Below are 12,151 nucleotides of genomic sequence, written 5' to 3' on the forward strand. Positions count from 1 at the left end.
CGTTAGTGGATCGGTTAGCTTACCGACCGAGTGGCCAAATCCACTGCGCATCGAGATAGCGGTACACGTAGCCAGTGTTGCCGCTGTATAGCCCCGATGTTTCGCTGCGGCCTACACGCAGTTTGAAATACGAGCTACCCCGCACTGGGCTGGTGAGTTGCAATTCGGCCAAGCGTGCGGGCGTGCTGCCATCGTTGTTGACGGTTTGGCGACCTTCGCCTAAGCGGGCGTACCACTGCCAGCCGTCGTAGCGGCGACGCCAGCCAATCAGGCCCATGGATTCATTCAAACGGTCGGGGTTGAAGTAGTTGCCGCTGGCTGCACCATTAGCGTCGCCCAGCTGATGTTTGTAGGCCCATTGCAGGGTGATGCCTTGATCAGGCCAAGCGTCCCACACGGCGCGAGCGCGTTGTTGCTGGCGATCTTGACCATCTGAAAAATGGGTTTGCGCGAGCGAGCCCACCACGGTCACGCGTGGGTGCACTTGGTAGTCCACATTGCCACCCACCAGATCGTAGTGAATGCCTTGCTGCAAGGCGTTCATGGATTCCACCCAGTCGCGACTCGCAAACACTCCCCAATGCAGTTGCGCGTTGTAGGCGCGGTTGTAGTTCCACTCGCCAATCGCAGTCGTTTTGTCAGGGCCTTGGTTGACGCCCACTTTCAAGCTGTAGCCCATGCCGGTGAGGGCGTCCAAGTCTTGGGCGGTGTAGTTCACGCCGTGGCCGCTGAGGCTGTTGCCGTTTTGTCGATAGCGTTGTTCTTGCCACTCCACGCCTTGCCATTTGAGCCCGTTGCTGTAGCTGGGCAGCGCAGAAGCAAAGGCTTTGTGAATGGTCAAACCATCGCTGTCGCTTGATTGGCTCCAAGCAGGCGACACAGCCCATGCAGGTTCGGCAGCAAAGGTAGAGGTGGTCATGCCCATGGCGGCGGTGGTACACAGGGCTGCCACGGCCTTGATCTTCAATGTCATTTCGTTCCCCATGTTTTGCGCAAGTTCAACACTTCGCTGATGTAGCCCCACACGCACGCGGGTTGCAAGATGATGCTGTAGACCAAGGTGTACGACAGCAGGCCCAAGCGATTGCGGCGCACTTTCAGGCCCACTTCGTCAAACGTCGCTTTGCTGCGTGCATACATGAGCGAGTTCATCAAAAAGCTGATGGGCAACAAGGCCAAGGTCATGGGGCCCACGATCCAGAAGTGGCCAAACATGGCCAGCACCAAGCCTGGAATAAAACCCAAGCTGTAGGCCAAGTCCATGAATGGAAACAGCGTGTTCCACCAGATGTAAAACACGGGCATGCGGCGTTGCAGCAAGATGTCGGGCGTCATCTTGAACGCTTCAATCAAGCCTCGCGACCAACGCTGGCGCTGACGAATGAACTGCGTCAAGTTGTCGGGGCAGCGGGTGAGTGCAATCGCGTTTTCGGCGTGGCCCACGCGGTAGCCCGCACGCAAAATTTTCCAGGTCAGCACAATGTCTTCGCCCACGGTGTGCGGCCAGCCGCCCACTTCGACCAAGGTTTCTCGGTCGTACAGCGAGAACGCGCCTTGCGCCACCAGCGTGCCTTGAAACAACGACTGAATGCGCTTGATGGCGGCAATGCCCAAGAAGTAGTCCCACTCTTGCGCTTTGGTCAGCCAGTTTTGGCGCGAGTTGCGAATCAAAATTGCACCGGCCACCGCGCGTGTGTTGGGCGGGTCAGCCAAGCGTCGGCCCACCAAGTTTTGAATGCCGTCTTTCCAAATCCAGCAATCGGCATCGACCGTGATGACGTAGGGGGTGTTGCACTGCGCCAAGCCTTGGTTGAGTGCGTTGGCTTTGCCTGCGTTTTGTTTGAGGTCTATGAGGTTGAGGTTGGGGTATTCAAACAACAGATCGCGCACGATGCCTGCGGTGTTGTCTGCCGAACCATCGTTGATGACCGTGACGTGCAGCGCGCCAGGGTAAGTTTGGCGCATGAGGCTGCGCACGGTGTCTTCGATGGACTCTGCTTCGTTGTACGCCGCCACCAGCACGGTGACACTGGGGTAATGGTCGTGCAGCGGCACGCGTGGACGTTTGTCGAGCGCCAAAGCCACCATGATGAAAGCATTCATGAAGCCGGGAATGATGGCGATGAAGCCAATCAAAAACGCAGCAATAGCCGGTGCGGTGTGATGGCTGAGTTGCTCATACCAAGGAATGGAAAGCCAAATAGACAGCAGCATCCACGCGGTGGACACGGCAACGGTGATGATGAATTTCCAACGAATCGTGATGTAGGGCATTCAAGGGGCGGGCGCGTGGCTGGCGATGAGCCAATGCGCCAAGGGCTGAGGTTGAGAGAAATAAAAACCTTGCACCAAGCGGCAGTTCAAGCCCTGCAAGGCTTGGCACTGCTCGGCGGTTTCAACGCCTTCGGCAATCAGCTCAATGCCAAATTCGTCAGCAAAGGCAATCGCGGCTTTGACGATGGCGTGCACCATGGGGTGATCCATTTGTTGCGCAAACTGTTTGTCGAGTTTGATGACATCAAAGGGCAGCATGTGCAAACGGCTCAAGCTCGATTGCCCCGAACCAAAGTCGTCCATGACGATGCGCACGCCGCGCTTGCGTAGGGCGTGCAAACCATCAATCACGGTTTGTGAGATGCGCTGAAAGTAGGTTTCGGTGATTTCAAAATCCAAACGTGTGATGGTGGCGGGTGGCAGCGCGTCGAGCCAGCCGTTGATGAAGGATGAAAAATCCAGCGCAGTGATGTGTCGGATCGACAAATTCACACTCACACGAATATCGGGGTGGGCGGCGAGAAGTTGTGGCAAGTCACGCGCCACTTGCTGAAAAACCAAACGCTCCAGCGGTGCAATCAACCCAATGTGTTCGGCCACAGGAATGAATTGATCGGGCGTCACTTCGCCCCAAGGCCCAGGCGCAATGCGGCACAGCGCTTCCACGCCCACGAGCTTGTGCGAGGGCAAAGCGTTTTGACCTTGGTAGACCAGGTCAATGTGTTGTTGTTCGATCGCGGACAAAAGCGCCTGCTTGATGTGGGGGAGGCGACTTGTCAAAACATCGGGTTCCATGCGGTGATTTTCCTATTCAATGTGGTGCATTTCGGTTCAAGCTGTCTTGAATTGCATAAAAACACGCGATGCGAATTGGCGTTGAGTTCTATCGTTTTAATTTTGAAGAATTTTTGTTGTATCAGTGTCTTGATAATGAGCATGCAAACAGACAGAGAGGTTGGCACATGGTTATGACAGAGCGACGCCGTGCGGACAACGCGCTATTGCGCGAGAAGATTGACCACATTCAACAGACCAGTCAGCAGCTCAAAGACTTGGTCGATCAGGTGCAGGGCCAAGCTGTGGCATGGGCGCGTGAGGGCAAAGTCGTTGACCTGCCCAATGCTGAGTTGGCGCAAGTGCTAACCGTGGCATTTGCGCAGCAAGGCCAAGCGATGACACACATTCAGCAACACATCAAGGGGGTGGCTGTGCGTGAGGTTGCTGCAGCTGCTGCGCTGATCAGTGATGAAGAATTGGCCGCCTTGTTGAAGTGAAGCGGCTGGGTGAGTGCGCAGGTCGCACGCTAAAATCGAAACAACGTACAAAGCCAACTCTTGCGGTTGGCTTTTTTATTGCGGCACATGCCGGTGAGTAAAGGTAACTCGTGTTTAAAAATGTGATGGTGTATCGCGTGGCTGAGGGATGGAGCCCTAGTCTTGAGCAACTGGAGCAGGCGCTAGATGCTGAGCGTTTTGTGCCCTGTGGGGCCAGTCAAGAAAAGTCAGTGGGTTGGGTAGAGCCGCGCGGTGAAGCGTTTGGCCCGCTGGTGGAAGCGGTGAGTGGTCAACGCATTTTGAAGCTCAAAATTGAAACCCGTGGCGTGCCTGGCTCGGTGGTGACGCGTAAAACCAAAGAGCGCTGCGCCCACATTGAAGCCACTGAAGGCCGCAAGCCCGGCAAGAAAGAAACGCAAGAAATCAAAGAAGACGTGAAGTTGTCTTTGATGCCGATGGCGTTCAGCAAAGAGTCGTCCGTGTGGGTGTGGTTCGACCCAGCGACGAATTTGTTGGTGCTCGATGCAGGCAGCCAAGCGAAAGCGGATGAAGTGGTGACGATGTTGGTCAAGTCGTTGGCAGGACTTAGCCTGACGCTCATCAACACCGAGATGTCCCCTCAATCAGCAATGGCTCAATGGCTGATCAGCCAAGAGCCACCTGCTGGCTTTAGCGTAGACCGTGAATGTGAACTCAAAGCTGCCGATGAATCCAAATCGGTGGTGCGCTATGTACGTCACCCGCTCGACACGGACGAGGTCAAGCAACATGTGCAAGACGGTAAGTTGCCCACACGCTTGGCCATGACGTGGGACGCGCGCGTGTCGTTCTCGCTCACCGAGGGGATGCAGCTCAAGAAGGTGACGTTCTTGGATGTGGTGTTTGAAGGTGCGTCTGAGCAAGACGGTGGTTTTGATGCCGATGTGGCCATTGCAACGGGCGAACTACGCAAATTGCTGCCAGACTTGCTAGAGGCCTTAGGCGGTGAAATGGCGCTTGGCTAAACGCCCGCAGCGCCCAGCGTTTAGTCGCTGATGAGTTCAGCGTTCAAACGACGTGCGCGGTGGTCCACATAGTAGCCACCAAACTCGGTGTAACGCAGCACATGCTGTTGACATTGGCTGCACGCGTGTACATCGCAACGGTTGTACGGGAAAAATTTCAAAGCCACGGGCGCATCAGTTGATTCATACCGAGTGCCGTTGGGATGCTGTTCCTCAAACGTGGGTTCGTAAGCCTCAGGGTCACGCAGCGTGGCCACCAAGCTCATTTGCTGCGCAGGCCATGCGGTGTCGTTGATGCTCTCCCAGCCTGTGCAGTGTTGTAGGCTGCATTGGCAAGGCGTGTGTGGGTGATCGGTCAGTTGACGCAGGGCTTCGGGTGTGCTGATGAATGGTGCAGAACTCATAGGGGCAGAGCCTACCACTGCGCTGTCTTGCAAACGCCCCAAAAACAAAAAAGCCCTGCAGTGCAGGGCTTTTTGCTGTCGCGCACGAGTCGCAACTGTGGCAGTTACTTGCGTTTGGCCAATGGCTCAACGTTGCGGTGTGCATGTCCAGTGAACAACTGACGTGGACGGCCGATTTTGTACTCGGGGTCGCCAATCATTTCGTTCAATTGAGCAATCCAGCCCACAGTACGTGCCAAGGCGAAGATGCCGGTGAACAGGTTCACTGGAATGCCGATGGCGCGTTGCACGATGCCAGAGTAGAAGTCGACGTTGGGGTAGAGCTTGCGGCTGACGAAGTATTCGTCTTCCAAAGCGATCTTTTCCAATGCCTTGGCCAGTTTGAACAAGGGGTCGTTCTCGAGGCCGAGTTCTTTCAACACTTCGTCGCAAGTCTCTTGCATCAACTTGGCGCGTGGGTCGTAGTTTTTGTAAACGCGGTGACCGAAGCCCATGAGCTTGACGCCGGAGTTCTTGTCTTTGACCTTCTCCATGAACTCGCCCACTTTAGAGACGCCGCCCATGGCTTGGATTTCTTCCAGCATGTTCAAGCAAGCTTCGTTCGCGCCGCCGTGTGCTGGGCCCCACAAGCAAGCCACGCCTGCAGCGATGGCTGCGAAGGGGTTGGTGCCTGATGAACCGCACAAACGTACAGTCGATGTCGAAGCGTTTTGCTCGTGGTCTGCGTGCAAGGTGAAGATGCGGTCCATGGCGCGCTCGAGCACGGGGTTGACCACGTACTCTTCGCAAGGTGTACCGAACATCATGCGCAAGAAGTTGCCTGCGTACGACAAGTCGTTGCGTGGGTACATGTAAGGCTGGCCCACGCCGTATTTGTAGGCCATTGCGACCAAGGTTGGCATCTTGGCGATCAAGCGGATCGCGGCGATTTCGCGATGCTCTGGGTTGTTGATGTCTGTGCTGTCGTGGTAGAACGCAGACAAAGCGCCGACCAAGCCAGTCAACACGGCCATGGGGTGAGCGTCACGGCGGAAGCCGCGCAAGAAGAATTGCATTTGCTCGTTGACCATGGTGTGGTTGGTCACGGTCTTTTCGAATTCAGCTTTTTGTGCTGCGTTAGGCAATTCGCCTTTCAACAACAAGTAGCAAGTCTCGAGGTAGTCGCAGTTGGTGGCCAATTGCTCGATGGGGTAGCCACGGTACAGCAATTCGCCCTTGTCACCGTCGATGTAGGTGATGCCAGATTGGCAAGATGCGGTGGACAGGAAACCAGGGTCGTAAGTGAACATGCCAGTTTGGCCGTACAACTTACGGATGTCGATGACGTCAGGACCGACGCTGCCGCTGTAAACGGGCATTTCGATGCTGGGGCTGCCGTTGCTGAACGACAGGGTGGCTTTGTTGTCTGCAAGTTTCATGGTGGTTCCTAAATGTCTTTTTAAAAGCGGTACTCGGTTCAGTGTCTCAACATACGCAGCACTTCGACTGCTTCTTCGGTCAGCGGCTTTTCGGGCAACTGTTTGCGTTCCAAGAGGAGGTCCAGCAAATCGTTGTCAGATAAGTCCATCAATTCATACATGCCTCGTGCATGACCCACGGTTAAGCGAGATTCATGCCGCTCGAAAAATTTTTGAATGAACAAATCGTTTTCGAGCAGGCCGCGCCGGCTGCGCCAGTGCAGTTTGCTCAGGGCTCTTTCGTCCAGCGCAAGCTTTCCGTCCAAGCCGTCGAGCAACGGATCACCAACCGAGGTGTCGCGAAATGGTGCGGCCACGTCCATGTTGGTGCTCCGTGTGATGCTTTGTCGTGCCTTAGATGGCGCGACGTACCATCAATTCTTTGATTTTGCCGATGGCCTTGGTGGGGTTCAAACCCTTGGGGCACACGTCAACGCAGTTCATGATGGTGTGGCAACGGAAGAGGCGGTAAGGGTCTTCCAAGTTGTCCAAACGCTCGCCAGTGGCTTGGTCGCGGCTATCAGCAATGAAGCGATAGGCTTGCAACAAACCAGCAGGGCCCACGAACTTGTCGGGGTTCCACCAGAACGAGGGGCAGCTGGTGGAGCAGCTGGCGCACAAAATACATTCGTACAAGCCGTTCAACTCTTCGCGCTCTTCAGGCGACTGCAAACGCTCGCGCTCAGGCGCAGGCGTGTTGTTGATGAGGTAGGGCTTGATGGAGTGGTATTGCTTGAAGAACTGGGTCATGTCCACGATCAAGTCGCGGATGACGGGCAGACCTGGCAGGGGCTTCAACACGATGTCGCCGCTGAGAGATTTCAAGTTGGTCAAGCAAGCCAAACCGTTTTTGCCGTTGATGTTCATGGCGTCAGAGCCACACACACCTTCGCGGCAAGAGCGACGGAAAGACAAAGTGGGGTCAACCGCTTTGAGTTTGACCAAGGCGTCAAGCAACATGCGCTCTGAACCGTCGAGTTCGATCTCGATGGATTGCATGTACGGTTTCGCGTCGGTGTCAGGGTCGTAGCGGTAGATCTTGAAAGTACGTTTTGCCATTTTTCAAATTCCTTTAATCGTGCGATGCGACGCTTAGAACGTACGGGGCTTGGGTGGCACGGTTTCAGCCGTCAAAGGCTTCATGCGCACGGGCTTGTAAGTCAAGCTGTTGTTGGCGCTGTGCCACAAGGTGTGCTTCATCCACTCAGCATCGTTGCGGCCCAGAGGGCAGGTGGGGTGAGTCACATCGTGTTCGTAGTCGCGGACCAAGTGGGCGCCACGGCACTCTTTACGAGCAGCGGCAGACTCCATGGTGGCCTGGGCGGCTTCCATGAGGTTGTCCACTTCCAAGGCTTCGATGCGTGCGGTGTTGAAGACTTTGGAGTTGTCTTTGAGGCCAATGTTGGCCACGCGAGCACGCAACTCAGCGATCTTGCGCACGCCTTCGTCCATGGACTCTTGGCTACGGAACACGCCAGCATGCGTTTGCATGATGGCGCGCATGTCGTTGGCGATGTCTTGGGCGTATTCGCCGTTCTTGTTGTTTTCCAAGCGGGCCAAACGTGCCAAGGTGAAGTCAGATGCGTTCGCTGGCAAGTCGGCTTGTGTAGCGCCGGCCACTGTGTTGGCAATGATGTGGTCGCCAGCAGCTTTGCCGAATACCAACAAATCGAGCAAGGAGTTAGTACCCAAGCGGTTGGCGCCGTGCACCGACACACATGAACACTCGCCCACAGCGTAGAGGCCCTTGACGGGTTTGTCTTCGCCGTTGACTTGTTCCACCACTTGACCGTGGATGTTGGTTGGAATGCCACCCATTTGATAGTGGATGGTAGGCACCACAGGAATAGGCTCTTTGGTGATGTCGACGTTGGCAAAGTTGTGGCCAATTTCTTCCACCGAAGGCAAACGCTTGCGGATGGTGTCGGCGCCCAAGTGGTCCAACTTCATGTGGATGTAGTCTTTGTTAGGACCGCAGCCGCGACCTTCCAAAATTTCTTGGCCCATGCAGCGTGACACGAAGTCGCGGGGTGCCAAGTCTTTCAGTGTGGGCGCATAGCGCTCCATGAAGCGCTCGCCTTCGCTGTTGAGCAAAATCGCGCCTTCGCCGCGGCAGCCTTCGGTCAACAACACGCCAGCACCGGCCACGCCAGTGGGGTGGAATTGCCAGAATTCCATGTCTTGCAAAGCAATGCCTGCGCGAGCAGCCATGCCCAAGCCGTCACCGGTGTTGATGAACGCGTTGGTGGACGATTGGAAGATACGGCCAGCGCCGCCTGTGGCGAACAACACGGTTTGCGCTTGCAACTCGTACACGTCGCCAGTTTCCATTTCAAGCGCGGTCACGCCCACCACATCGCCGTCGGCGTTGCGGATCAAATCAAGCGCCATCCACTCCACAAAGAAAGTGGTGCGGGCTGCCACGTTGGCTTGGTACAAGGTGTGCAGCATGGCGTGGCCTGTACGGTCAGCCGCAGCACAAGCACGTTGCACAGGCTTTTCACCAAAGTTGGCGGTGTGGCCGCCGAAAGGACGTTGGTAAATGGTGCCGTCGGCGTTGCGGTCGAAAGGCATGCCCATGTGTTCGAGTTCGTACACGACTTTGGGCGCTTCACGACACATGTATTCGATCGCGTCTTGGTCGCCGAGCCAGTCGGAGCCTTTGACGGTGTCGTAGAAGTGATATTCCCAGTTGTCTTCAGACATGTTGCCCAAAGAGGCAGACACGCCGCCTTGCGCTGCCACGGTGTGCGAGCGAGTGGGGAACACTTTAGACAAAACAGCAACGTTCAAACCTGCGCGAGCAAGTTGCAACGATGCACGCATGCCAGAGCCACCGGCACCGACGATGACCACATCAAACTTGCGACGTGGGATAGAGCTTTTAACGGTCATGACTTAGAGCCTCCAGAGAACCTGAATGGCCCAGCCGAGACAAGACACCAGCCAGACCAAAGTGAATACTTGCAGAACCAAACGCAGGCCAACGGCCTTGACGTAGTCCATCCAAATGTCGCGAACACCCACCCACACGTGGATGGCCAAAGCGATAAAGACTGAGAAGGTCAAAGCCTTCATGAATTGGGTGCTGAAAATGCCAGCCCATTTGTCGTAGCTGATTTCGCCGCTGGTCAAGAGCACTTGGCCCAACACGGCCAAGGTGAACAACACCATCAAAACACCAGTGACGCGCTGGGCGAGCCAGTCACGCAGACCGTAGTGAGCGCCGACAACGACGCGCTTGGAACCGTAATTCACGGACATGTTGTAACTCCTCGAGAATTAGTAAAGGCCAAACAGCTTGGCGCCCAATGCGGCGGTCAAACCAAGGCTCACCACCAGGGTGAACACGGCAGATGATTTGCCGAACTCTTTGCTCACAGCATGGCAAACGTCCATGTAGACGTGACGCACGCCAGCGATCAAGTGGTGCAAGTAAGCCCAGATCAGGCCCAACACCACCACTTTCACCAACACAGCAGGCACAAAGCCCAGACCGACGTTGAACGCGGCGCTGAATTTGGCGAAGGAGATTTCAGATGACACAGAGGTGTCAAACATCCAAACGAGCAAGGGCAACAACAAGAACATGATCAAACCGCTGATGCGGTGCAAGATCGACACGATGCCGGCCGCTGGAAGGCGATAAGAAGGCAGATCGGTGAGGGCGTTGATGTTGCGGAACTCAGGCCGCTTTTTGGCAAGCTGGGTCATGTGGGGTCTTTCTTCAGGGTTATCTGCAAGTCAAAACAACTTTTCATTCTATTTCACTTCATCAAACTGACGTGAGGGTTTCAAGCCTGTCAGCTCAAAGCATTACGGTAATGGTGCGTGTCGGTTCGGTAGAGTCCGCGGCGCAGCTCCATGGGGGTGTCGTTGTAGGTGTAGGCCACCCGTTCTACGCTCAGCAAAGGCGCTGTGGTGGTCACTTTGAGCAACTCAGCTTGCTCTGCATCGGGGTTGACGGCTCGAATGTTTTCGTCGGCGCGCACCATGCGCACGCCGAACTCGGTTTCGAACAAAGCGTACATCGGGCCGTTGTAATTACTTAAGCGTTCGGCCGTGAGGCCTTTGAACGGTGTGCCAGGGAGCCACAGCTCTTCCAAAATGGTGGGCACCCCTGCATAAGCCAACACGCGGCGCACTTGCAGCACAGGGTCGCCGCTGCGTAGGCTGAGGGCGCGGGCCACATCGGCACTGGCACGAAGACGTTTGCAGTCGATGATGGTGCGCTCGGCCGGGCCTTCGCTTTGGGTGTCACCGTTGTCGGGTTGTAGCTTCAAAAAGCGGTATTGCACATGCTGTTCGGCGTGTGTGGCGACAAATGTGCCTTTGCCTTGACGGCGCACCACCAAGTTTTCTGCGGCCAACTCGTCAATGGCTTTGCGAACCGTGCCTTGGCTGACGCGAAAACGCGCCGCCAAATCCATTTCGCTGGGGATGGCTTCGCCCGGTTTCCATTCCCCCGATTGCAAGCTTTGCAGGATGAGGCCTTTGATCTGCTGGTACAGCGGGCTGAATGCAGGGCCGGGCGCGCCCAAGGCGCTGCCACCCGCGGTTGGCGGGGGGGCGCTGAAGGTAAAAGCGGGCGCGGAGGAGGTGGCCATGTTTAGATTGAAAACGCGTGGGCGTCAGTTCTTTGTCAAGCTCATATCATATCTTCTATAAGACATAAGACAGCTCATTTGCTCGAATTCGCGGGTAAACTCTGTCGATTCTCTTTTTTTCATCACTTATTTGGAGTTCTCCCATGAGCAAGAAGCCTGTTCGCGTGGCCGTCACTGGTGCCGCTGGTCAAATTGGTTACGCCCTGTTGTTCCGTATCGCCTCTGGCGAAATGTTGGGCAAAGATCAACCTGTGATCTTGCAATTGTTGGAAATCCCTGACGAGAAAGCACAAAAAGCGCTCAAGGGCGTGATGATGGAACTCGAAGACTGCGCGTTCCCATTGTTGGTGGGTATGGAAGCTCACGCTGACCCCATGACTGCATTCAAAGATACTGACTACGCTTTGTTGGTCGGTTCACGTCCACGCGGCCCTGGCATGGAGCGCGCTGAATTGCTCGCCATCAACGGCGCCATCTTCACGGCTCAAGGCAAGGCTTTGAACGCTGTGGCTTCACGCGACGTGAAAGTTTTGGTGGTCGGCAACCCAGCCAACACCAACGCCTACATCGCCATGAAAGCTGCACCTGACCTCAAGCCAGGCAACTTCACCGCCATGCTGCGTTTGGACCACAACCGCGCTTTGTCGCAAATCGCTGCCAAGACTGGCAAAGCCGTGGCCGACATCGAGAAATTGTGCGTGTGGGGCAACCACTCGCCCACCATGTACGCTGACTACCGCTTCGCCACCATCAAGGGCGAGTCTGTCAAGGCCATGATCAACGACCAAGAGTGGAACGCCAACGTGTTCTTGCCAACCGTGGGCAAGCGCGGCGCTGCCATCATTGACGCACGTGGTTTGTCTTCTGCCGCTTCTGCTGCCAACGCTGCCATCGACCACATGCGCGATTGGGCTTTGGGCACCAACGGCAAGTGGGTGACCATGGGTATCCCATCACAAGGCTGGTACGGCATTCCTAAAGACGTCATGTTCGGTTTCCCCGTGACCTGCGAAAACGGCCAATACAAAGTGGTCGAAGGTTTGGAAATCGACGCATTCAGCCAAGGCTGCATCGACAAGACTCTGAAAGAGTTGACCGACGAGCAAGCTGGCGTTGCCCACTTGATCTAAT

14 protein-coding genes are annotated in these 12,151 nt (G+C 55.7%); 3 read left to right on the forward strand and 11 right to left on the reverse strand.

The annotated features are described in order from the left end of the window. Positions 1–19: 19 nt before the first annotated feature. The 3 genes from QMG27_RS03440 to QMG27_RS03450 are packed head-to-tail and all read right to left on the reverse strand — an operon-like array spanning position 20 to position 3,018. Complete coding sequence (locus tag QMG27_RS03440) at positions 20–973, reverse strand: hypothetical protein (RefSeq protein WP_281813231.1); 954 nt, start codon at positions 971–973, stop codon at positions 20–22. Next, positions 970–2,274 (reverse strand): glycosyltransferase, encoded by a 1,305-nt coding sequence (locus QMG27_RS03445; protein ID WP_281813234.1) that lies wholly within the window; start codon positions 2,272–2,274, stop codon positions 970–972. The genes QMG27_RS03440 and QMG27_RS03445 overlap by 4 nt, the downstream gene beginning before the upstream one ends. After that, the gene (locus QMG27_RS03450) at positions 2,275–3,018 is read right to left on the reverse strand and encodes an EAL domain-containing protein (protein WP_281813238.1); all 744 of its coding nucleotides are present in this window, start codon (positions 3,016–3,018) and stop codon (positions 2,275–2,277) included. Positions 3,019–3,236: 218 nt separating this feature from the next. On the opposite strand from QMG27_RS03450, the gene QMG27_RS03455 reads away from it, so the two are divergent. Together QMG27_RS03455 and QMG27_RS03460 are read left to right on the forward strand one after the other, a co-directional pair. Continuing rightward, complete coding sequence (locus QMG27_RS03455) at positions 3,237–3,548, forward strand: hypothetical protein (protein WP_281813241.1); 312 nt, start codon at positions 3,237–3,239, stop codon at positions 3,546–3,548. 110 nt (positions 3,549–3,658) lie between these two features. Continuing rightward, the gene (locus QMG27_RS03460; protein WP_281813243.1) at positions 3,659–4,552 is read left to right on the forward strand and encodes a recombination-associated protein RdgC; all 894 of its coding nucleotides are present in this window, start codon (positions 3,659–3,661) and stop codon (positions 4,550–4,552) included. Between the two features lie 20 nt (positions 4,553–4,572). Here QMG27_RS03460 and QMG27_RS03465 read toward each other — a convergent pair whose 3' ends face one another. From QMG27_RS03465 to QMG27_RS03500, 8 genes are all read right to left on the reverse strand, one after another. Further along, positions 4,573–4,956, reverse strand: a complete 384-nt coding sequence (locus tag QMG27_RS03465; protein WP_281813246.1) for a hypothetical protein — start codon at positions 4,954–4,956, stop codon at positions 4,573–4,575. A gap of 104 nt (positions 4,957–5,060) precedes the next feature. After that, positions 5,061–6,374 (reverse strand): citrate synthase, encoded by a 1,314-nt coding sequence (locus QMG27_RS03470; RefSeq protein ID WP_281813249.1) that lies wholly within the window; start codon positions 6,372–6,374, stop codon positions 5,061–5,063. A gap of 38 nt (positions 6,375–6,412) precedes the next feature. Further along, on the reverse strand, positions 6,413–6,736 hold the full coding sequence (locus QMG27_RS03475) for a succinate dehydrogenase assembly factor 2 (protein WP_281813251.1): 324 nt from the start codon (positions 6,734–6,736) through the stop codon (positions 6,413–6,415). Positions 6,737–6,767: 31 nt separating this feature from the next. Next, positions 6,768–7,472 (reverse strand): succinate dehydrogenase iron-sulfur subunit, encoded by a 705-nt coding sequence (locus tag QMG27_RS03480; protein ID WP_281813253.1) that lies wholly within the window; start codon positions 7,470–7,472, stop codon positions 6,768–6,770. 33 nt (positions 7,473–7,505) lie between these two features. After that, positions 7,506–9,308 (reverse strand): succinate dehydrogenase flavoprotein subunit, encoded by a 1,803-nt coding sequence (sdhA, locus tag QMG27_RS03485; RefSeq protein ID WP_281813255.1) that lies wholly within the window; start codon positions 9,306–9,308, stop codon positions 7,506–7,508. 3 nt (positions 9,309–9,311) lie between these two features. Then, positions 9,312–9,677: a succinate dehydrogenase, hydrophobic membrane anchor protein gene (gene sdhD / locus QMG27_RS03490; RefSeq protein ID WP_281813257.1), complete on the reverse strand. Its 366-nt coding sequence runs from the start codon at positions 9,675–9,677 to the stop codon at positions 9,312–9,314. Between the two features lie 18 nt (positions 9,678–9,695). Then, positions 9,696–10,127: a succinate dehydrogenase, cytochrome b556 subunit gene (gene sdhC / locus QMG27_RS03495; protein ID WP_281813259.1), complete on the reverse strand. Its 432-nt coding sequence runs from the start codon at positions 10,125–10,127 to the stop codon at positions 9,696–9,698. Between the two features lie 89 nt (positions 10,128–10,216). After that, complete coding sequence (locus QMG27_RS03500; RefSeq protein ID WP_281813262.1) at positions 10,217–11,020, reverse strand: GntR family transcriptional regulator; 804 nt, start codon at positions 11,018–11,020, stop codon at positions 10,217–10,219. 143 nt (positions 11,021–11,163) lie between these two features. On the opposite strand from QMG27_RS03500, the gene QMG27_RS03505 reads away from it, so the two are divergent. Next, a complete protein-coding gene (locus QMG27_RS03505) occupies positions 11,164–12,150 on the forward strand; it encodes a malate dehydrogenase (protein WP_281813264.1) in 987 nt (328 codons plus the stop codon). The last annotated feature ends 1 nt before the right edge of the window (position 12,151 follow it).

Origin of the sequence: Limnohabitans sp. MORI2 (assembly GCF_027925025.1) — a bacterium.
Classification (GTDB): domain Bacteria; phylum Pseudomonadota; class Gammaproteobacteria; order Burkholderiales; family Burkholderiaceae_C; genus Limnohabitans.

Coding starts and splice junctions, on each gene's coding strand:
- QMG27_RS03440 (WP_281813231.1), bottom strand. CDS start 973: ATGACATTGAAGATCAAGGCCGTGGCAGCCCTGTGTACCACCGCCGCC.
- QMG27_RS03445 (WP_281813234.1), bottom strand. CDS start 2,274: ATGCCCTACATCACGATTCGTTGGAAATTCATCATCACCGTTGCCGTG.
- QMG27_RS03455 (WP_281813241.1), top strand. CDS start 3,237: ATGGTTATGACAGAGCGACGCCGTGCGGACAACGCGCTATTGCGCGAG.
- QMG27_RS03465 (WP_281813246.1), bottom strand. CDS start 4,956: ATGAGTTCTGCACCATTCATCAGCACACCCGAAGCCCTGCGTCAACTG.
- QMG27_RS03470 (WP_281813249.1), bottom strand. CDS start 6,374: ATGAAACTTGCAGACAACAAAGCCACCCTGTCGTTCAGCAACGGCAGC.
- QMG27_RS03475 (WP_281813251.1), bottom strand. CDS start 6,736: ATGGACGTGGCCGCACCATTTCGCGACACCTCGGTTGGTGATCCGTTG.
- QMG27_RS03480 (WP_281813253.1), bottom strand. CDS start 7,472: ATGGCAAAACGTACTTTCAAGATCTACCGCTACGACCCTGACACCGAC.
- sdhA (WP_281813255.1), bottom strand. CDS start 9,308: ATGACCGTTAAAAGCTCTATCCCACGTCGCAAGTTTGATGTGGTCATC.
- sdhD (WP_281813257.1), bottom strand. CDS start 9,677: ATGTCCGTGAATTACGGTTCCAAGCGCGTCGTTGTCGGCGCTCACTAC.
- sdhC (WP_281813259.1), bottom strand. CDS start 10,127: ATGACCCAGCTTGCCAAAAAGCGGCCTGAGTTCCGCAACATCAACGCC.
- QMG27_RS03500 (WP_281813262.1), bottom strand. CDS start 11,020: ATGGCCACCTCCTCCGCGCCCGCTTTTACCTTCAGCGCCCCCCCGCCA.
- QMG27_RS03505 (WP_281813264.1), top strand. CDS start 11,164: ATGAGCAAGAAGCCTGTTCGCGTGGCCGTCACTGGTGCCGCTGGTCAA.